Origin of the sequence: Rahnella ecdela (genome assembly GCF_019049625.1) — a bacterium.
Lineage (GTDB): Bacteria > Pseudomonadota > Gammaproteobacteria > Enterobacterales > Enterobacteriaceae > Rahnella > Rahnella ecdela.
The window spans coordinates 179883-200971 of sequence record NZ_JAFMOY010000133.1; the positions used below are offsets into that span (position 1 = coordinate 179883).

The 21089-nt window shown below is 50.5% G+C and carries 19 protein-coding genes and 1 other annotated feature; of the genes, 10 read left to right on the top strand and 9 right to left on the bottom strand.

Going from position 1 to position 21089, the window contains the following annotated elements:
* Positions 1-26: 26 nt before the first annotated feature.
* The gene (gene dnaX, locus J1784_RS24175; protein ID WP_217151301.1) at positions 27-1976 is read right to left on the bottom strand and encodes a DNA polymerase III subunit gamma/tau; all 1950 of its coding nucleotides are present in this window, start codon (positions 1974-1976) and stop codon (positions 27-29) included.
* Positions 627-691, bottom strand: a sequence feature (DnaX frameshifting element). Its footprint overlaps the gene before it by 65 nt.
* A 321-nt stretch (positions 1977-2297) precedes the next feature.
* On the opposite strand from dnaX, the gene J1784_RS24180 reads away from it, so the two are divergent.
* Positions 2298-4370 (top strand): alpha-amylase, encoded by a 2073-nt coding sequence (locus J1784_RS24180; RefSeq protein ID WP_217151302.1) that lies wholly within the window; start codon positions 2298-2300, stop codon positions 4368-4370.
* A gap of 73 nt (positions 4371-4443) precedes the next feature.
* On the opposite strand, the gene apt is transcribed toward J1784_RS24180, so the two are convergent.
* A complete protein-coding gene (gene apt / locus J1784_RS24185; protein ID WP_217151303.1) occupies positions 4444-4995 on the bottom strand; it encodes an adenine phosphoribosyltransferase in 552 nt (183 codons plus the stop codon).
* Positions 4996-5178: 183 nt separating this feature from the next.
* On the bottom strand, positions 5179-5547 hold the full coding sequence (locus J1784_RS24190) for a DUF454 family protein (RefSeq protein ID WP_217151304.1): 369 nt from the start codon (positions 5545-5547) through the stop codon (positions 5179-5181).
* 135 nt (positions 5548-5682) lie between these two features.
* Between J1784_RS24190 and priC the strand changes: the two genes are divergently transcribed.
* Together priC and rsmS are read left to right on the top strand one after the other, a co-directional pair.
* Positions 5683-6219, top strand: coding sequence for a primosomal replication protein PriC (gene priC / locus J1784_RS24195; RefSeq protein WP_112287533.1), 537 nt, complete (start codon positions 5683-5685; stop codon positions 6217-6219).
* A 95-nt stretch (positions 6220-6314) separates the two neighbouring features.
* Positions 6315-6488 (top strand): pleiotropic regulatory protein RsmS, encoded by a 174-nt coding sequence (gene rsmS / locus J1784_RS24200; RefSeq protein WP_015690305.1) that lies wholly within the window; start codon positions 6315-6317, stop codon positions 6486-6488.
* Between the two features lie 59 nt (positions 6489-6547).
* Here the strand turns inward: rsmS and mscK are convergent, their stop codons facing one another.
* Positions 6548-9898: a mechanosensitive channel MscK gene (gene mscK / locus J1784_RS24205; protein ID WP_420804001.1), complete on the bottom strand. Its 3351-nt coding sequence runs from the start codon at positions 9896-9898 to the stop codon at positions 6548-6550.
* 216 nt (positions 9899-10114) lie between these two features.
* Positions 10115-10753 (bottom strand): multidrug efflux transporter transcriptional repressor AcrR, encoded by a 639-nt coding sequence (acrR, locus tag J1784_RS24210; protein WP_217151306.1) that lies wholly within the window; start codon positions 10751-10753, stop codon positions 10115-10117.
* 141 nt (positions 10754-10894) lie between these two features.
* On the opposite strand from acrR, the gene J1784_RS24215 reads away from it, so the two are divergent.
* The 4 genes from J1784_RS24215 to ykgO all read left to right on the top strand — a co-directional run bounded on the left by J1784_RS24215 (position 10895) and on the right by ykgO (position 15773).
* The gene (locus J1784_RS24215) at positions 10895-12070 is read left to right on the top strand and encodes an efflux RND transporter periplasmic adaptor subunit (RefSeq protein ID WP_217151307.1); all 1176 of its coding nucleotides are present in this window, start codon (positions 10895-10897) and stop codon (positions 12068-12070) included.
* A 16-nt stretch (positions 12071-12086) separates the two neighbouring features.
* Positions 12087-15239 (top strand): multidrug efflux RND transporter permease subunit AcrB, encoded by a 3153-nt coding sequence (gene acrB, locus J1784_RS24220; protein WP_217151308.1) that lies wholly within the window; start codon positions 12087-12089, stop codon positions 15237-15239.
* Between the two features lie 119 nt (positions 15240-15358).
* Positions 15359-15613, top strand: coding sequence for a type B 50S ribosomal protein L31 (locus tag J1784_RS24225; protein ID WP_120506405.1), 255 nt, complete (start codon positions 15359-15361; stop codon positions 15611-15613).
* Positions 15614-15632: 19 nt separating this feature from the next.
* The gene (gene ykgO / locus J1784_RS24230; RefSeq protein WP_095924976.1) at positions 15633-15773 is read left to right on the top strand and encodes a type B 50S ribosomal protein L36; all 141 of its coding nucleotides are present in this window, start codon (positions 15633-15635) and stop codon (positions 15771-15773) included.
* Between the two features lie 126 nt (positions 15774-15899).
* Here the strand turns inward: ykgO and J1784_RS24235 are convergent, their stop codons facing one another.
* Genes J1784_RS24235 through J1784_RS24245 form a run of 3 tightly spaced genes read right to left on the bottom strand, consistent with a single transcriptional unit; the run spans position 15900 to position 18434 of the window.
* Positions 15900-16778 (bottom strand): metal ABC transporter substrate-binding protein, encoded by an 879-nt coding sequence (locus J1784_RS24235; RefSeq protein WP_217151309.1) that lies wholly within the window; start codon positions 16776-16778, stop codon positions 15900-15902.
* A 40-nt stretch (positions 16779-16818) separates the two neighbouring features.
* Positions 16819-17676 (bottom strand): metal ABC transporter permease, encoded by an 858-nt coding sequence (locus tag J1784_RS24240; RefSeq protein WP_217151310.1) that lies wholly within the window; start codon positions 17674-17676, stop codon positions 16819-16821.
* A complete protein-coding gene (locus tag J1784_RS24245) occupies positions 17673-18434 on the bottom strand; it encodes a metal ABC transporter ATP-binding protein (RefSeq protein ID WP_217151311.1) in 762 nt (253 codons plus the stop codon). Before J1784_RS24245 ends, J1784_RS24240 begins: the two co-directional genes overlap by 4 nt.
* A gap of 351 nt (positions 18435-18785) precedes the next feature.
* Between J1784_RS24245 and J1784_RS24250 the strand changes: the two genes are divergently transcribed.
* The 3 genes from J1784_RS24250 (at position 18786) to J1784_RS24260 (ending at position 19995) form a co-directional block, all read left to right on the top strand.
* Positions 18786-19139 (top strand): hypothetical protein, encoded by a 354-nt coding sequence (locus tag J1784_RS24250; RefSeq protein WP_217151312.1) that lies wholly within the window; start codon positions 18786-18788, stop codon positions 19137-19139.
* A gap of 238 nt (positions 19140-19377) precedes the next feature.
* Positions 19378-19746 (top strand): Hha toxicity modulator TomB, encoded by a 369-nt coding sequence (tomB, locus tag J1784_RS24255; RefSeq protein ID WP_104923047.1) that lies wholly within the window; start codon positions 19378-19380, stop codon positions 19744-19746.
* Positions 19747-19791: 45 nt separating this feature from the next.
* Positions 19792-19995, top strand: coding sequence for an HHA domain-containing protein (locus J1784_RS24260; protein WP_056771138.1), 204 nt, complete (start codon positions 19792-19794; stop codon positions 19993-19995).
* An 82-nt stretch (positions 19996-20077) separates the two neighbouring features.
* Here J1784_RS24260 and J1784_RS24265 read toward each other — a convergent pair whose 3' ends face one another.
* A complete protein-coding gene (locus J1784_RS24265; RefSeq protein ID WP_338019946.1) occupies positions 20078-21028 on the bottom strand; it encodes a LysR family transcriptional regulator in 951 nt (316 codons plus the stop codon).
* Between the last annotated feature and the right edge of the window lie 61 nt (positions 21029-21089).

Consider the following 21089-nt stretch of genomic DNA (forward strand, 5'->3'; position numbering starts at 1 on the left):
CAATGGCCGCGTCACAATCGCGGCGTTTAAATTGGGCGAATACTTTCTTCATCCAGATCCGCGTCGAAGAAACGGCGCAGCGTCTGGATGTTGTTATCCGCAATAATAGACTGACGCGCCTGCGCCAGTTTTTCTTCATAGATGGCCTGTCGCCATTCCAGCGGCGTCTTCACCGCCAGATTATCATCTTCCAGCACGGTCAGTTCAACCGGCGTCTGATGCAATGCCGATAAGGCATCCGTCAGCACTTTCTGCGCGGACGGCGAATTCAGGTGTTTTTGCGATGAACGCAGATGCAGGCATATTTTACCCGGCTCCGGTTGCTCACGGTACGCATTCAGCGCCAGTTGCTGCACCAGTTTAGGAATGGTCATCCGGTTAATTTCAGCCGCCCATTCGTCGCGTTCAATCGCTTCTTCCGCCAGACGTGAAGCCAGTTCCGGCGATTTTTCATGTTCCAGCGCGGTGCGCAGCGCTTTCGGTGTCGCTACCGGTTCCGGTGCGGCCTCCGGTTCCATCATCGCTTTCCAGCGATACGCCTCTTCTTTTACCGGCGCGGCAGGTTCTTTCTTCACCGCCAGAGTCTGCGCACGTTCAGTCACCGAAGCGAGGCGCTCCAGTGCTGAGGTTGCCGGCCGCGCTTTTCCTGGCGCTGCCGGCTCAGCTTTTTTTGGGGTGGTACTCCCCTGCCTGAGCAATTGTGTTCGCGCCTGAAGAAGTTGCGCGGTGGAATCCGGCATCGCGGCCGGTTCTGCATTGGTCTGTGGCGCAGGAGCATTATAGTTTTGCTGCTGTGGTGCATTGCGCGGCACTGCCGGTTGCGACGGCGCCTGTGGCGCGACATACGCCGGAGCAGCAACGGGCTGCGGAGCCGGTTCGGCAATGATCACTTTCGGATGGAAGGCCAGCGCACGCAGCAGCGTCATTTCAACGCCCATGCGTTTGTCCGGCGCATATGCCAGCTCTTTTCGGCCAATCAGTAAAGTCTGGTAATAAAGCTGAACGTCGGCTGGCGGAATAACACGCGCCAGCTCACGCAAACGTTGTTCAATCGCCGCGTAATGATTATCGAGTACCGACGGTAACAGCTGAACCATCGCAATGCGGTGCAGCAGTGCCAGCGTTTCTACCAGCAGGTTTTCCCAGTCCACGCCTCGCGACGCAGCCTGTTCGACCTGAGCCATCATCTGACCGCCATCGGCGCTGACGAGTGCTTCCAGCATCGCCAGCGGCTGTTCGTCGTCCAGCGTGCCGAGCATTTGTGCCACGGTTTCGGTGGTGACGGCGCCCTGTCCCATTGCAATCGCCTGATCGGTGAGACTCAGCGCATCACGCATACTGCCGTCGGCAGCGCGGGAAAGCAGTTGCAACGCACGCGGTTCAGTAGTGATAGTTTCTTCGGTTAAGACATGTTCAAGCTGTTTACGGATCTGTTCAGCGTCCAGCGCTTTCAGATGGAACTGCAAGCAACGCGACAAAATAGTCACGGGCAATTTTTGCGGATCCGTCGTCGCCAGCAGGAATTTGACGTGCGAAGGCGGCTCTTCCAGCGTTTTCAACAGCGCATTGAAGCTGTGACGCGAGAGCATGTGCACTTCGTCAATCAGGTAAACTTTGAAGCGACCGCGCGCCGGTGCGTATTGCACATTATCAAGCAGTTCGCGGGTATCTTCGACTTTGGTACGAGAGGCGGCATCGATTTCAATCAGATCGACAAAACGTCCCTGCTCGATTTCACGGCAGTTATCGCACACGCCACAAGGCGTGGAGGTAATACCGGTTTCGCAGTTAAGCCCTTTGGCCAGCAGACGGGCAATGGTGGTTTTCCCCACGCCACGGGTTCCGGAAAACAGGTAAGCGTGATGGATGCGCCCGAGCGACAGGCCATTGGCCAGCGCGGTCAGCACATGTTCCTGTCCGACAACGTCGGCAAAAGTTTGGGGGCGCCACTTACGGGCAAGAACCTGATAGCTCATTAACACTTCATCGTTGATTTATAATGAATAATTTGACAATACACGAAAAAACATCGCTTAACCCGACTTTCTGCGCGGGTCGGCGAACCGGCGACTGAAGGCTAAGCATAATGATGCCCGCGCCAGACTGCTACTTCTTAGTGTACCAGCAGGGTCGCCTTCATTCCTATTACTTTACTTTTTGCGTACTGCGCCGCGGTTTCTCCCCCTTCGTCCTCCTCCTGACAATTCGCGTGCAGGGATGAGGGCAAATTTTGCGCAGTGATTACACTCAATTCACCTCTGTTCTGATAATGCTTCCTGCCCCGCGTAAGGAGAGCCATGAAATACCTTTCACTGCCTTTATTATTGCTCGTTTCCCCCGTCGTACAGGCTGGCTGGGCGCTGGATGGCTTTCCGGCATTTGCCGAACCGGTCAGCGGAATATTCACCAGTAATGCCAGTTTATCCAAAGGACAGCGCACGCTGGAATTGCATCAGGATAATCAGTGCTGGCAACCTTCCGGCGCGGTAAAACTCAACGAGATGTTGTCGCTGCAACCTTGTGAAAGTCATCCGCCGGTGAACTGGAAACAGTTTCGCGCGGGCGATTATCAGGTGCGGATTGATACCCGCAGCGGCACACCCACACTTCAGTTGAGCCTGAAAACGACGCAAGAAGTGGTCGCGGCAGTAGACAAAACGTGTCCGCGCTGGGACGGTAAACCACTGACGGTGGATGTCTCCGGTACTTTTAGCGAAGGCGAAACAGTGCGTGATTTTTATTCCGGACAGCGCGTAATGGTCGCTGACGGCCACATCACGATGACGCCCGATCCGGCCAGCGGCGGATTGCTGTTGCTTGAATCCGAAGCACGTAAAACGCCCGCCACCTTCAGCTGGCAGAATGCCACGGTGTATTTCGTTCTGACCGACAGGTTCGAAAACGGTAATCCGGATAACGATCACAGCTATGGCCGCCACAGTGACGGAATGCAGGAAATCGGCACTTTCCACGGCGGCGATCTGGCCGGGCTGACCAGCAGGCTGGATTATCTTCAACAACTGGGCGTGAACGCATTGTGGATCAGTTCACCACTGGAGCAAATCCACGGCTGGGTCGGCGGCGGTACCAAGGGCGATTTCCCGCATTATGCCTATCACGGCTATTACACCCTCGACTGGACAAAACTCGACGCCAATATGGGCACCGGCGAAGATTTACAAAAGCTGGTCAGCGAAGCGCACAAACGCGGGATCCGTATTCTGTTTGACGTAGTAGTCAATCACACCGGTTACGCCACGCTGGCGGATATGCAAACTTTCCATTTCGGTTCTTTGTATCTCAAAGGCGATGAAATCGAAAAAACGCTGGGTAAAAACTGGACGGACTGGAAACCAGGCCCCGGCCAAAACTGGCACAGTTTTAATGATTACATCAATTTCAGCGACAAAGACGGCTGGAGCACCTGGTGGGGCAAGAAATGGATCCGCACTGACATCGGCGATTATGACGCACCCGGTTATGACGATCTGACCATGTCGCTGGCGTTCCTGCCGGATATCAAAACCGAGTCCACACAAGCCAGCGGCCTGCCCGTTTTTTATCGCAACAAATCTGACACTGCCGCCCGAGAAATTCCGGGGGCAGCACCACGCGATTATCTGGTGACCTGGCTCAGTCAGTGGGTGCGGGATTACGGTATTGACGGTTTCCGCGTCGATACTGCCAAGCATGTGGAAAAACCGACACTGGCTTTGCTGAAAGCGCGTTCAGCCGAAGCGCTGAAACAGTGGAAAGCCGCCAATCCTTCAAAGGCGCTGGACGACGCGCCGTTCTGGATGACCGGTGAAGCCTGGGGCCACGGTGTGATGAAGAGTGATTATTACGTTAATGGCTTTGACGCGATGATCAACTTTGACTTTCAGGATCAGGCTGCGGCAGCGCTGAGCTGCTTTGCAAATATAGATGCAACGTATCAGCAGATGGCGGAGAAAATGCAGGATTTCAATGTACTGAGTTATCTCTCATCGCACGATACACGGCTGTTTTTTGCTGATGACGCCAAAGGGTCAATTCCCCTGCAACAGCGTGCGGCAGATCTTTTACTGCTCGCACCGGGCGCGGTGCAGATCTATTACGGTGATGAAAGCGGGCGTCAGTCCGGCCCGACAGGTTCAGATCCTTTGCAGGGAACGCGTTCGGATATGAACTGGAATGAGCCGGGCGGCGCAAAACAGGCATTGCTGAAGCACTGGCAGAAACTGGGGAAATTCAGGGAACAACATCCGGCAATCGGTGCGGGTGTGCAAAAATCACAGCAGACAGCGCAATATTACGCCTTCAGCCGTCAGCACGGGGACGATAAAGTGATGGTGGTCTGGACGGGAGAAAGCGGGAAAGATTTGCGCTGAAAACAAAAAGGCCTCGCGTTAACGGCGGGGCCTTCTTACATCACACTGCAAACATCACACTGCAAAACGTAAATCAGTGCCCGTCGAAACATACCAGGCTGTAGCAGTTGATATTGGCATCGTTCAGGCGTTTTTCACCGCCCAGTTCCGGCAGATTGATGATGAATGCCGCATCGGTCACTTCTCCCCCCAGACGGCGGATCAGTTTTGCGGTGGCTTCGATAGTGCCACCCGTTGCCAGCAAGTCGTCAATCACCAGGATCTTCTCACCTGGCTGAATGGCATCAGTGTGAATTTCAAGGCTGTCAGTGCCGTATTCCAGATCGTAAGTTTCGCTGATGGTTTCACGCGGTAATTTGCCCGGTTTACGCACGGGAACAAAGCCCACGCCCAGAGCCAGCGCAACCGGCGCACCGAACAGGAAACCACGTGCTTCGGTGCCCACCACTTTGGTGACACCGGCATCGCGGTAACGATCGGCCAGTAACTGAATGCTTGCAGCGTAAGCTTTTGGGTCTTCCAGCAAGCTGGTGACGTCACGGAACAGTATGCCTGGCTTCGGATAGTCAGGGATGGTCTTGATACTGTCTTTAATAAACTGTAGCTGCTGTGCGGTAGCGGTCATAATGTTAATTGCCTGATAAAGCTGCTGTTCATACTTAAACGCGGGCGGTCAAATGTCCCCCGTCATGCTTTTAAAAGCATGTCGTTCAAGGAAGGAAATTGGGAGCGCACCGACGTACGAGATGCCCAAATCTATGCAAAGCTGCTTTAAAAAGCAACCCGCAGCCGGACATGATCGCCTGTTTTATTGCTCAAGGTCAACCACTGGTAATCGCCACATCATGATCAATAACGCAAACATCATGCAAACCAATAAAATGCGTACCCATAATAGCGGGACAAAATAGATCGAAATCGCGAATGTGGTCACAATCAGCGCAACGGCTTTGGGTTTCGCACCTTTCGGCAACGCTCGATGCGCATGCCAGTGACGTAAATAGCTGCCAAACCATGAACGATGCAAAAGCCAGTGATGAAAACGTGGCGATGAACGGGCAAAACACCAGGCAGCCAGCAGTAAAAACGGCGTGGTGGGCAGCAGCGGCAGAACAACGCCCAGCGTTGCCAGTATCACGCACAGCCAGCCAACACTCATCAGTAATATGCGCTTCATGCAGTTCCTTTTGATTCGCACAAATTGCCAGAAAATTCAGCCCCACAGTTTATACGAGAGTTTATACAAGTGCAGCGCAGGTGTCATAACCGCCAGTTGCAGGTAAGCTATGAATGTCATTAATGGAGATAACCTGTGAGCACTGAACGAATTTTACATGTCCTTGATCAGCAGATAGAAACTCTGGCGCGGGAAATTGAACCGATTGGCCATGTTTCCGCTTCGCAGGCCCGGTTTGATATCGCCCTTTTCTCAACCAAAGGCACCCGTCTGCGCGATTATCTGGCAGAAATTAAGATGAATTTACAGCAACTGAATCAGGAAGTGGTTGAGAAACGTTCTGCGCAGGTGGCATTTATTGCCGAGCGACTGGTGGCACAAATCACCGCTATGCAGCGTGAACTGGCCACGCAAACCCTGCGTAAAACGCACCAGACACCGGAACGCAAAAGTCATGATAATTATACCAAACTGGCGGAAACTCAGCAGTTCGAGCGTCGCCTGATTGCGATGATTGAGGATCGGGAAACGACATTGGGGCAACTGGCCACGTTCAGTGATCAGCAGCGTGTGCAGAAGGAACTGGCCGCACTGGAAGGACGCCTGATGCGTTGTCGGCAGGCGCTGGCCAAAATTGAGAGGCAAATCGAGCGGCAGGAAAAAGGTTTTTGAATCTTTATCACATTTTTTTAATCCGGCGTTCAGGCCCGGCATTTTCTTATCTATAATGGTAAGTCCAAAACCTGCTAATTATAATGTTGGCCAATATGTCCGTAGAAAATGCGCCTCCCGAACTTCAGCTTGCTGTTGATCTGATCTATCTGCTTGAGTGCAACGAAATTGCACCGGAAACTGCCCTTGCAGCTCTGGAAATCGTACAACGCGATTACCAGGAAAAGCTGAAAAACAGCAAAAGCACGCTGTCCATCAGCTACCTTTAAGCCGTCCGGCTGACTGTATCAGGGGAGCTTTCGCATTCCCCTGAATTGCCAGATGATCTTCAGCCCTGAGGCAAGGCATCCGGATCATCACCCGGTTGTCTCATCACGCGCTTAACTTCCTGAACCTCGCTGCCATCCTGATTATGCAGATACACTTCCAGCTGATTGAAGGCGATATTGATGTCGTTTTCACGGCAGAGTTTTTCAATACTGCGGTTCAGTTCATCGACGGTATAACTGCGGTCACCGAGCTCACGCACATAGACCCGCAGTTCGTGATCCAGCGTGCTGGCGCCGAAATTCAGGAAGAAGACCAGCGGTGCGGGGTCACTCATCACGCGGGCGTTTTCATGCGCCGCCTGCAACAAGATCTCTTTCACTTTCTCTAAATCTGAACCGTACGCCACGCCAATTTTGATCAGAACACGCGTCACGGTATCGCTCAGCGACCAGTTGATCAGACGCTCCGTCACAAAGGCTTTGTTCGGGATGATCACTTCTTTGCGGTCAAAATCGATAATGGTCGTCGCACGGATACGAATACGACTGACCGTGCCTGAAAACGTGCCGATGGTTACGGTGTCGCCAATACGTACCGGACGTTCGAAAAGGATAATCAGACCCGAAACAAAGTTCGCAAAGATCTCCTGCAAACCAAAGCCCAGCCCGACCGACAGCGCCGCCACCAGCCATTGCAATTTATCCCAAGAAACCCCTAGCGAACCGAGCGCCGTGATGGCGCCTATCACCGTAATCGAATACGTCAGGATGGTAGTAATGGCGTAGGACGTCCCCTGCCGCAATTGCAGCCGTGAGAGCACAACCACTTCAAGCAGGCCCGGCAGGTTTCGTGTCAGAACATACGCGACAATCACCGCCAGGAAACCGAGCAGCATATTGCCCAGCGTCACGGTTTGCTGAGTGACCGCACCCGCCACGGTGTTGGAATAATGCCAGAGTGAAATGCTGTCGAGATAAGAAATCACCGTCAGCAAGTCCGACCAAATCCAGTAAAACACCGTCGCGAAGATAAAGAACAGCCCCATGGTGGTCAGACGCAGCGACTGCTGGTTAATCTGATCTAATCCGATTTGCGGCTCTTCAACTGGCTCATTGCCCTCTGCGCCCTCTTTTGCCGCATTTGTCTGACGGCGAGCCAGCGCACGACGATAAGCCAGACGCCGTGCTGCAACGCTTAATCCCCGCAGCGCCGTGAGATAAATAATGTTCCAGAAAATCAGCAGATAAAGGCTGTCAATCCAGCGCCCCGCAAGACGCAACGTGGTGTAAAAATAGCCGGTGACCACCAGTCCGACCAAAAAAGCAGGCGCCAGCGCAATCGCAGTGACCACCACCAGGCGAATGCTGTGAGAATCTTTTTCACGCCAGCCATCCCGGGCAATCGGGAAGACCAGAACCGTCAGCGCCAGCAGCGTCAGGAAAATCACCACCTGCCCTATGATGTCATCGACTAAGCCAAGCGGGGCTTTTTCACCACGCACCGACCAGAAAATCAGCGGCAACATCACCAGACTCAGGCGGATAACGGAACGACGATAATGCGCACAGGTAGCCGCAGGCGTATTGAAGTGCCGCTCATTTATCCCGCCCGGTTTAAGAATGCGATAACAGAAGCCCATGACCAGCTGGAAAACGGCCAGCCGCTGCGCCAGCGTCCATAAAAAGTCACTCGGTTCGATATCACACTGCGAGAGCCAGTAGCCGACACCCAGCATGAGCAACACACCCGGTAAAACGTTCAGAGCCATTAATAACAGTGCCTGCGGCGTGTGCAGCTGGCTATCACGCTTGAGCTGCCCGACATCACTGGTGAGTTTTTCAATGCGCTGATTAATGTATTTCCGCCGCCAAAGCAGCAGCAAAATCGCGACAAGCAAAGGAATGGTGACCGGCAATGAATGTATTGCGCCCATCATTAATTCACCTGGCGGAATATTCAGGCTCAGACTGCTGAGCTGATTTTTTACATCATCCGGCAATGACTTAATGAATTCCCAGTTCATCGGTTTGTTACTGCTGACCCAGAAAATTTGCTGAGTCAGCGTTTCTGTCAGCGACTGGTTGATGCTCAGCAATTGCTGCTGGTTAATCTGCAAATTGATGGCCAGTGACAGCTGATTGCCCAGCTGTTTATTCAGCTGATCAAGCAGTTCGCGGCGCATATCAACAATCTGATCCAGCGCATCACTGATATCCGCATTAATCGTTTCTTTGCTGTTCCCCACCACGCCCTGAATGTAACTGTCGCCCTGGAACAGCGCATCGCGCTGCTGGTTGATGGTGAATTGTTCAAGGCGTAAATCCGCAATGCGCGTACTCATGTCCGTGACCAGACCTGAAGGCGGCGTGGTGTTTTGCTGTTGCTGATACAGAATACGTGACAGTAATAAACTGCCTTTTAGCACAGTGATTTGCTCTTTCAGGTCATGTTCCGCCTGCGCAGAGCGATCCAGCCAGTTTTTGACTGTGATGTTTTTCTGAACCAGCTGGTTACCTTCTTCAGTTGCAGCAATCAGGCGTTCGCTGAGTTTACGGTTAATCCCCAGTTCCTGAGCCACCAGCGGGTCATTTTGGATATTCGAGGTGTCGTCCGGCGTTTGTGCTTCTTTCGCTGTCCTCTCGGACAAAATCAGTCGTTTTCCGTTGACCACTTCCTGCAATAATTGCGCGGTGTGTTCAAGCTGACTGATATGGGCGTTGGTGTAATCGCGTTGTTTTTGCAGTAAATCCTGCAAATTCGTATTGGCTTCAAGGCTTTTACGTTGCAGGTCGATTTGCGCATTCAGCAAAGCTTGCTGCGTAACCAGCATGTTCTGTTGCGTGTTACGTAAATCCTGCTGACCGGGCGACATGCCGTTAAGCTGATTTCGGATCTTCTGAATCGCCAGCGAATAGGTGTACATTGCGTTCTGCACGCGCTCAGGCTGGGTTTGCAACGAAATCAGCTGAGTGTTGAAAGTCGATAAATCTTCCTGCGAAGACTGCAAATCGTCGAGGGTATCGTTAAGACGGTTTTCCAGCTGACGCAAAGAAAGTGCCGAGAGTTGCGCTTTGTCGGCATCATCTTTGGGATTGTTTTTGAGCTGATCCAGACCGTCAATCGCCACCCGTAATTTTTGCGGCGCTTCAGCCACTTGTTTTTGCAACTGGCTGGCGTCTTGCTTCACCCTGTCCAGCGCATCAAGATACTCCAGCGTGTGGATCAAATCCTGCTGGGACAGCTTATCGACCGGCGTCAGGTTTTTCTGGCGATTCAGCGCATCGAGCTGGTTCTGAACTTCATTACGGGTAGGTACGTCACTGGAAGCCGCATGTCCGGGAACGGAAAAAACGAACAGTGCGAGACACACCAAAAACGTAAAAAAATGCGAAATCCCATTTCTTTTCATGGTTGGAATTACGTCAGAAGAGGCGGCAAAATACCGGATAAACATACGTCAGCTTCAGCTCATTTACTAAATGAATAATATGAAGATGACAATAGCAGCGTTCCCGGTGAAAGGAAGGAGAAAAGCGTATCTGAATACAACATCCGATGTTGATTAAATCATCAGGCAGCGGTAAATATTTGCAGGCTTATTAATTAGCGGGAAAGTATTAAGGCGTTATTTTACAGTGGCGAGATACGCGGAATGACGCAGCATATCAATATACGTATCCACAAACCTGCCAGCATTTCCTTCTAAATCAAAGCTTTCAGGGATAAACAGCCAGTTTTCCATCAGTCCGGTAAGATAAGCACGAAGAACAATGGCCGCCTGGCGGGTATCAAGATCAACCGGGAGCTGCTTTTCTTCTATACAGCGAACAAGAATACGCTCGATTTTACCGTACCCTTCCATATAGAGCGCTTTGCGGGCTTCATGAACTGATGTCATCTCCCCAACAAATTCACATTTATGGAATATAATTTCCATCAATGCCTTACGCTGGGTATCAGTCACGGTGGCGACCAGTATGTAAATAAGGATTTCGCGTAAAATACGCAGTGGATTATTCGGAAACTTTGTCTGATACTCTACTTCGAGCACTTTTATCCGGGATTCATAGGCTTCCCAGATCGCGTTAAACAGTTCCACTTTGTTCCTGAAATGCCAATAAATTGCGCCCCGAGTCACACCGGCTGCATTCGCAATATCAGTCAGTGATGTCGACGATACCCCACGGGCAGAAAACTCACGCACAGCAGCATCCAGAATCTGTTGTCTGGTTTCCAGCGCCTGTGATTTGGTTTTTCGTGCCATAGGTTTATCTTTAAGGGGAGTTTGATTTACATACATTCTTGAATGTATGTAACATAGCACGCACATACTAAAAGCGCAGCAATGGATTTGGAATGTTGTGATCCATTGGACAATTTGAAATCGGACACTTGAGGTTTATTTATGAACAAAAACAGAGGGTTAACGCCTCTGGCGGTAGTTCTGATGCTATCCGGAAGCTTAGCACTTACAGGATGTAACGATAAAGAAGCTCAACAAGGTGCACCTCATGCTCCGCAGGTTGGCGTCGTTACTCTCAAAACTGCACCGTTAAATGTGACTACCGAACTTCCTGGTCGTACTGCTGCTTTTCGCATTGCTGAAGTACGTCCTCAGGTTGGCGGTATCATTTTAAAACGCAATTTCGTTGAAGGCAGCGACATTAAAGCCGGGACCTCTTTATATCAGATTGATCCAGCCACTTATCAGGCCGCGTATGACAGCGCTAAAGGCGACCTGGTAAAAGCTCAGGCTAACGCACAAATTTCACGCCTCACCGTCACCCGTTACAAGCCATTGCTCGGCACTAACTACATCAGTAAGCAAGATTACGATACCGCTGTAGCCACGGCAGCTCAGGCTGATGCAGCCGTTGTGAGTGCGAAAGCCGCAGTTGAAACCGCACGTATCAATCTCGCTTATACCAAAGTCACCTCCCCTATCAGCGGACGTATCGGTAAATCTTCTGTGACTGAAGGTGCACTGGTTTCTAACGGTCAGACCACTGCGCTGGCGACTGTGCAACAACTCGATCCTATCTATGTTGATGTCACTCAGTCGAGCAACGATTTCCTGCGTCTGAAGCAGGAACTGGCTGACGGCTCCATGAAACAAGTTGACGGAAAAGCACAGGTCAAGTTGCTGATGGATAACGGTAAAGAATATTCCCAGCCGGGTACATTAGAATTCTCTGATGTGACTGTTGATGAAACTACCGGTTCCATTACTTTGCGTGCCATCTTCCCTAACCCGAATGACGCTTTGTTGCCAGGCATGTTTGTGCGCGCGCGTCTGGATGAAGGTGTAAACGACAACGCTCTGCTGGTTCCTCAGCAAGGTATTACGCGTAACCCACGTGGTGATGCGACAGCGATGGTGATTGGTGCAGACAACAAAGTTGAACTTCGTACTGTGACCACCACGCAGGCGATTGGCGACAAATGGGTTGTGACAGACGGCCTGAAAAGTGGCGATAAAGTTATCGTAACAGGTCTGCAAAAAATTAAGCCAGGCGTACAGGTTACTGCACAGGAAGTCGATCAAAACGCAGCAGCACCCGCTACAGCGACGAAGTCTTAATAGGAGCCGGTAATTCATGGCTAAGTTTTTTATAGATCGTCCCATTTTTGCATGGGTAATTGCGATCATCATCATGTTGGCAGGGGGATTGGCGATACTTAAATTGCCAATCGCACAGTATCCAACCGTTGCACCGCCAGCGATTCAGCTGACAGCAACCTATCCGGGCGCGGATGCGCAGACCGTACAGGATACCGTCACCCAGGTTATCGAACAGAACATGAACGGTATCGACAACATGATGTACATGTCGTCGACCAGTGATTCATCAGGTACTGTTCAGATAACCCTGACCTTTGCTTCCGGTACTGACGCGGATATCGCGCAGGTACAGGTTCAGAACAAACTGCAGCTGGCGACACCATTGCTGCCGCAGGAAGTTCAGCAACAGGGTATTTCGGTTGAGAAATCGAGCAGCAGCTTCCTGATGGTCGCGGGCTTTATTTCCAATAACGGTTCAATGACACAGGATGACATCGCCGACTACGTAGGTTCCAACATTAAGGATCCTATCAGTCGTACCGCGGGTGTTGGTGACGTTCAGCTGTTCGGTGCTCAGTACGCGATGCGTATCTGGATGGACCCGAGCAAACTGAATAACTACCAGCTGACGCCGGTTGATGTGATTAATGCCATCAAAGTTCAGAACAACCAGATTGCAGCCGGTCAGCTTGGTGGTACTCCACCGGTTCCGGGCCAGCAGCTGAACTCCTCTATCGTGGCGCAGACTCGTCTGAAGTCACCGGATGAATTCGGTAAAATCATTCTGAAAGTGAATCAGGATGGTTCTCAGGTTCGCCTGAAAGATGTGGCTAAAATCGAACTGGGTGGTGAAAACTACGACGTTATTGCCCGTTTCAACGGACAACCCGCGTCAGGTTTGGGTATCAAACTGGCAACCGGTGCGAACGCCCTGAACACCGCGGCGTCTGTAAAAGCTACGCTGGCTAAACTTGAGCCATTCTTCCCGGCAGGCTTAGAAGTTGTTTACCCATACGACACCACGCCGTTCGTAAAAATCTCGATTAAAGAAGTAGGTAAAACGCTGTTCGAGGCCATCGTCCTGGTATTCCTGGTCATGTTCTTGTTCCTGCAAAACTTCCGTGCAACGCTTATCCCGACCATTGCGGTTCCGGTGGTCTTGCTCGGTACCTTTGCAATCCTGGCAGCGTTTGGCTATTCGATAAACACCCTGACGATGTTCGGGATGGTGCTCGCAATAGGCTTGCTCGTCGATGACGCCATCGTCGTCGTCGAGAACGTTGAACGTGTCATGGTCGAAGACGGCCTGCCTCCAAAAGAAGCCACCAAAAAATCCATGGAGCAGATCCAGGGTGCATTGGTCGGTATCGCGATGGTGCTGTCCGCAGTATTCATCCCGATGGCCTTCTTCGGCGGTTCTACCGGTGTTATCTACCGCCAGTTCTCCATCACCATCGTTTCTGCCATGGTGCTGTCGGTTCTGGTAGCGATGATCCTGACGCCTGCGCTTTGTGCGACCATGCTTAAGCCGGTTGCCAAAGGTGAGCATCACGAGAAGAAAGGTTTCTTCGGCTGGTTTAACAAAAAATTCGACCAAAGCACACACCACTACACCGACAGCGTAGGCAATATTCTGCGCAGCACCGGTCGTTATCTGGTGATTTATCTGCTGATCGTTGTCGGCATGGCATTCCTGTTTATCCGCCTGCCAACCTCCTTCCTGCCGGAAGAAGACCAGGGTGTATTCCTGACCATGGCGCAGTTGCCAGCAGGTGCAACCCAGGAACGTACGCAGAAAGTGCTCGATGAAGTGACCGATTACTATCTGAATAAAGAAAAAGCTAACGTGAACTCCGTGTTTACGGTTAACGGCTTTGGCTTCGCTGGTCGTGGTCAGAACACCGGTATTGCATTCGTCAGTCTGAAAGACTGGTCTGAACGTAGCGGATCCGAAAACAAGGTTCCTGCGATTGCAGGCCGTGCAATGGGCGCATTCAGTACCATTAAAGATGCGTTGGTGTTCCCGTTCAACTTACCCGCGATTGTAGAGTTGGGTACGGCGACAGGCTTCGACTTCCAGCTGATTGACCAGGCTAACCTTGGGCATGACAAACTGACACAAGCACGTAACCAGTTGCTGGGCATGGTCGCTCAACATCCGGACTTGCTGACTCAGGTTCGTCCAAACGGTCTGGAAGATACGCCACAGTTCAAAATCGAAATTGATCAGGAAAAAGCAACGGCACTTGGCGTTTCAATTTCCGACATCAACACCACTCTGGGTGCTTCGATCGGTGGTAGTTACGTCAACGACTTCATCGACCGTGGTCGCGTGAAGAAAGTGTACGTTCAGGCTGAAAATAAATACCGTATGTTGCCTTCAGACATCAACAACTTGTATGTCCGTGGCAGCGCAGGCCAGATGGTGCCGTTCTCCGCATTCTCCAGTGCGAAATGGGAATACGGTTCACCGCGTCTGGAACGTTATAACGGTCTGCCATCAATGGAAATTCTGGGTCAGCCAGCTCCGGGTAAAAGTTCGGGTGCTGCTATGGAAATGATGGAATCTCTGGCTTCCAAACTTCCAAGCGGTATCGGCTATGACTGGACCGGTCTGTCCTATCAGGAACGTTTGTCAGGGAACCAGGCTCCGGCCTTGTATGCCATCTCCCTGATTGTCGTATTCCTGTGTCTGGCAGCATTGTATGAAAGCTGGTCAATACCGTTCTCGGTCATGCTGGTGGTTCCGCTCGGTGTTGTGGGTGCGCTTCTGGCAGCAACGATGCGCGGCCTCAGTAACGACGTCTACTTCCAGGTAGGCCTGCTGACCACCATCGGGTTGTCCGCGAAGAACGCCATATTGATTGTTGAGTTCGCCAAAGACCTGATGGACAAAGAAGGTAAAGGTCTTATCGAATCCACGCTTGAAGCGGTTCGTATGCGTCTGCGTCCGATTCTGATGACCTCACTGGCGTTTATTCTCGGTGTAATGCCGCTGGTAATCAGCACCGGTGCAGGTTCTGGTTCTCAGAACGCCGTAGGTACCGGCGTAATGGGCGGGATGATCACGGCGACACTGCTGGCGATCTTCTTTGTTCCGGTCTTCTTCGTGGTGGTTCGTCGCCGCTTCGGTAAAAAGAACGAGGATATAGAACATACGCACAAACCAGAGCATCCGACGCTGTAACGGATCCTCACCCTGACGAAAGGCCGCTTATGCGGCCTTTTTTTTTGTCTGAGTCTTGAACCGGAAAACAGATGGGTGCATAATTATTGTTATGGTATAACATAACAAATTGAGGCATTATGAAACCCACTATCCATCCTGCATATCGCACCGTGGTTTTCCACGACACCAGCGCTGATGAATACTTCAAGGTCGGTTCCACTATCTCGACAGACCGTACCATTGAACTGGAAGGGGCCACCTACCCTTACATCACGATTGAAGTTTCTTCGGCTTCCCATCCGTATTACACCGGTAAGCAAAAAGAGTATTCAAAAGAAGGCAGCACCGCGCGATTCAATCAACGCTTCGGCAGCTTCCTCGGTAAGAAGTAAACAACATCAGGAAAATGTTATGCAGGTTCTGAGTTCATTACGTTCAGCTAAAAATCGTCATCCGGATTGTCGCGTAGTGCGCCGTAAAGGTCGCATCTATGTTATCTGCAAAAGTAATCCGCGTTTTAAAGCAGTCCAGGGCAAAAAGAAGAAACGTTAAAACCGCGCCTTTCCATTACGCCTGTCTAAAAAAACAAAAGCCCCGCCGCTTGCCCGACGGGGCTTTTTCTTATGTTAAGACATGATGTAAACCCTCCCCACAGCTCAACCATGAGGAGGGTAAATCTTATTTCATACTGGCAACAATCGTTTCAACGTTATGTTTGAAGGCTTTGATATAGGTTGTGGCCGGACCCTGTGGACCTGACAGTGCTTCAGGATACAGCTCACCGCCAGGTTGTGCGCCGCTTGCCGCAGCAATCTGTTTCACCAGACGTGGATCAGTCTGGTTCTCGATGAAGTAAGTTTTCACTTTCTCCTCTTTGATCTGCTTAATCAGCGAAGCCACACCGCTGGCACTTGCCTCAGCTTCGGTAGAAAAACCGACCGGCGCCATAAAGCTGACGTGATATTCCTGACCAAAATAACCAAAAGCATCATGACTGGTCAGTACTTTGCGTTTTGACTGAGGAATGCCGGTGAATTGCGTTTTTGCCCACGCATCCAGTTTTTGCAGTTGCTCAATATAGGCCGTGCCGCGCTGACGGAAATAGTCAGCATCTTGCGGATCGGCTTTGATCAACGCATTCATCACATTGGTCGCATAGATAACGCCGTTCGCCATGCTGTTCCAGGCGTGAGGGTCCGTGATTTGTTTGCCGTCTTCTTCCATTTTACGGGAATTAACCCCCTCGGATGCGGTCACTAAATGGCCTTTATATCCGGATGCTGTCACCAGACGATCGATCCAACCTTCCAGCCCTAAGCCGCTGACGAATACGACATCAGACGCATTAATCGCTTTGCTGTCTTTCGGCGAAGGCTCAAAGCTGTGCGGATCACCGTCCGGTCCGACTAACGTCGTGACTTTCACGTGTTCGCCACCCACTTCCTGAACGATATCCCCGAGAATGGAAAAACTGGCTACCGCTTCCACGGTTTTCGCCATGGCCAGCGGACTCGACAGCAGGGCAGCTACTGCGAGTGATACAGGTAATACTTTCATCATGTCCCCTTAATTGTTGTACTGCTTATTAAAGTACTGCTTACGTTCGCGAGGCAGTTAACATCCCGCCACGCTTCCCAAATAAAACTGAAATAAAGAAGATCACCGTGGCACTGAGTACGATGGCCGGGCCCGCAGGCAGCGAAGCGTAATAAGACCAGATAAGTCCGACGACGCTGGAAATCACACCAATAATCATGGCGCTGAGCAGGGTATGCGGTAAATCCCGCGCCCAGAAACGTGCGCTGGCCGCAGGTAACATCATCAAACCGACTGACATCAGCGTGCCGAGGATCTGGAAACCGGCGACAAGGTTCACAACCACCAGCGCCAGAAAAATCCCGTGGATCGCCGCCAGCCATTTTCCCGCGCTGACGCGTAAAAACAGTGAATCGAAAGATTCAATGACCAGAGCGCGATAAATGCAGGCGAGCACCAGCAATGACACGCTGGTAATAATGCCGACCATAATCATGGCGGAGGAATCAATGGCGAGAATAGAGCCGAACAGCACATGCAAAAGGTCAACACTGGAGCCGCGCAGTGAAACCAGCGTGACACCCAGCGCGAGCGATCCGAGATAGAAACCGGCGAAACTGGCATCTTCTTTTAATTGCGTCCGGCGGCTCACCAGCCCGGAAAGCATCGCAACCGCCAGCCCGGCGATGAAACCGCCGATCCCCATAGCAACCAGCGACATTCCCGAAATCAAATAGCCAATCGCCGCGCCTGGTAATACGGCGTGAGAAAGCGCATCGCCTACCAGACTCATCCGGCGTAATAGCAGGAAAACGCCAAGAGGTGTGGCGCTGATGGATAATGCAATGCAGGCAATTAACGCCCGGCGCATGAAACCAAACTCAATAAAGGGATCGGCCAGCAAATGAAAAAGCATCATGAATTGGCGACTCCCGCCACGAGAGAAAAAGGTTCAGACGAAATGCAGGCATGTGCCTGATGCGGGAAGTGTCCCAGCACGTCGTGCGCCGTTCCCCACAAATTCTGCTGCGCGCTGAGATACAGCACATGAGGAAAATGCCGGGCAACCATTGAGATATCATGCAAAACCGCAATGACGGTTTTTCCTTCCTGATGCCACTGCGCAATAACCTTGAGCAGCAGGTCCGTTGTCTGGGTATCAATCCCGGTGAAGGGTTCATCCAGCATGATCAGAGGCGCCTGTTGCACCAGTAAGCGAGCGAATAAAGTGCGTTGCAGCTGGCCACCGGAAAGCGAGCCTACAGGCAATTGCGACATTTCCGTCATCCCTACCGTCTCCAGCGCCTTGGCCACCGCGGTAGCGGACCGCTGGTTTATGCCGCCAAAAAGTCCGCTTTGCGGCCAGCACCCCATCGCAACCAGATCAAATACACTGATCGGAAAACCGCGATCCAGTTCAGCCTGTTGCGGCAAATAGGCCAGGCGCGGGCGTTTGTTTCCGGTGAAGGTAATATTACCTGTGACCGACTGCTGAAGACCTGCCAGCGTTTTAAGGAAAGTAGATTTACCCGCTCCGTTAGCCCCGATAACCGCCGTCAGTGAACCGGCAAGAAATTGCCCGCGGATCGGCATAGCTATCGCCCGGCGGTCATAACCCACTTCAACATTATTAACAAAAATCATGGTAGTGATATTGCCCAGTAAATTGCGGCCCATAGGACAGCGAGCACAGCCAGCACGACGAGACAGCGCACTGGCGAAGATAGTGTAAAGAGCGTTTTGGTCATAGACCCTCCGTTTCGTTACAATATAACATCACATGATGCGACGGGTATCAATACGTGAACTGTTTCGATTTTTTACCGGATGACCTTTTCGGGTCGCAAATGCACACTTCAGGCCAAGCAAAATTGTCAGAAAAGGGTAAAATTTGATGAATAGAAACTAATTATCATTACAATCAGAAAGTTATGATTTTTCGCATTGCAACTTTTTTTCTCTGCTCAAAACACATCATGATAAAAGTATGCAATAATAGAAAGGTATGGAGTCAAAAGGCGAAAATCGGTGAAAAAATTTATCCCCTACCCTATTAATGGGGAAAATCTGACTCCTTCAGATTTGCTGCAGATTATTGAACGTTATTTATCTGAAATTGAAGAACCATTAATTGGCGATTTAACTTATTTCTCAGAAAATGCACGTTATGAACCGAACTCTTTGCAAATCGTGTCAATCGCTGCAATCGGCGAAAATTGTTATTCGATGGACTACCAGTACAGATTGACGATTTTCAATGGTTGTCTGGACATTAATGCCAATGAGTTTTCGACGCAAAGTGTCACATTCCATGTTAAACCTGAAGGCCTGGAGTTTGATATTATTGATTTGTTCAAAGGTTCAACTGCTGAAGAATTGTAAGTTTGAGTAATACGTTTGCGCAGCTTTCAAAAAATGAATTATATTTAAATTATATGTTCCAAATAAGTCCTAAAAAGTTCATCTCAAAGACACTGATTGTCTATGATGTATAAGTCAGTTCATAGCGTTACCAGTTCTTAGCGTTAGTAGTGAGAGCCGTTTTCTGTAAGCCATCATGTTTTGTTGTTTACTCACAGAGTGTTATCAACACCGAATAAACCATTACGGAGGGGATGATATGGATGAGTACTCGCCTAAGCGGCACGATATCGCTCAGTTACGCTACCTGAATGAAATGCTGTACGATGAAGGCATCGCGACACTGGGTGACAGTCACCACGGTTGGGTCAACGACCCTACTTCTGCTGTTAACCTGCAGCTCAACGAACTGATTGAGCACATTGCATCCTTTGTGATGAGCTTTAAAATTAAGTATCCGGACGACACCCATTTAAGTGATCTGGTTGAAGAGTATCTGGATGATACCTACACCCTGTTCAGCAATTATGGAATTAACGATTCTGATTTACGCCAATGGCAAAAGACCAAGAAGCGATTATTCAGAATGTTCTCAGGGGACTACATCTGTACCCTAATGAAGACTTGAGTAATAATTTATATGCAGTCATCAGATAAAAATGAAAAGGCTAAGATGAACAAAATCGACTATTTGATGCGTTTAAGAAAATGCACCACTATTGATACACTTGAACGTGTCATTGAAAAAAATAAGTATGAACTTTCCGACGACGAGCTGGAATTGTTTTACTCGGCGGCCGACCATCGTTTAGCAGAGCTGACGATGAACAAGTTGTACGATAAAATCCCGGTAGCAGTCTGGAAATTTGTACGCTGACAGACAGAGTCAGGTCGAAATACCTTTCGGCCTGACGCTCATATTTCGTACAAAATAACTTAAGCAATTTTTAACTATTTCTTCAGATATTTCTTTCTGCTTTCTCTTTGATTTGCCGGTGAAATGTTTGTAAAAGAAACTGGAAACATTGTTCTGTTTTAGGCGAACGCAATGGCGCTGGCTTACGCATCATCGCGACCGTACGGCTTAATGTAGGTTGCTGTAAATGAATCACCGTTAATTCATTATCATTAAGTGTTGCAGTATATAACTCTGGTAATATCGCGACCGCCAGACGTGAACGAACTAACCCGTATAACGTTTCCTGAAAATCTACGCGATAACTCACCCGCAAATTCAGTCGGTGACTTTCAATCAATGAAGTCACGAGCCTGCTGACATTCCCTTTTGAAAACAACGCAATATCCCTTTTAACCAGTTGTCTCCACGGAATATTATGCCCTTCTGATAACGGGTCATCACGGCGAACTACCGCGACGAAAGGGTCTTCAAGCAGCGGATATATCGCGACAGAATCGGGCACCGTACTGTCCGTTGCACCGATACCAAAATCCACAGATCCGTTCTCAAGTTCCAGTAATAATGCGTCATTGGTCAGATCATGGAATTCCACACGCATATCAGGGAAATATTCCGATAATAACTCTGGAACGGCCGGGAATAACAAAGTACTGACTGAAGGGACTAATCCGATACGCAAAGTTCCATCGCCGCCCTGCTGCATGATTTGCTGCATATCATCGAAGGCGCTATGCGCTGTATTCAGTAGCCGTTCTGCATAAGGCAGGACCGCTTCCCCCTGTTCGGTCAGACTCACTCCCTGCGCTGTTCGGTTTAATAATTTTCCTCCCAGCACTAATTCAATTTGGCGCAGCGCACTGCTCAACGCTGGCTGACTGATCGCCAGACGGTTCGCCGTTTCGGTGAAACTGCGTAGCTGCGCCAGGGTCACAAAGTATTGAATCTGCTTAAGGGAGAGCGCAGGCAACCGGCGCCAGGGTTCAGACATGATGTTCAGTGATCCCACAAAAAATAGAAAACGTTTGCTCAGCATAACCGCATCTTATAAACGG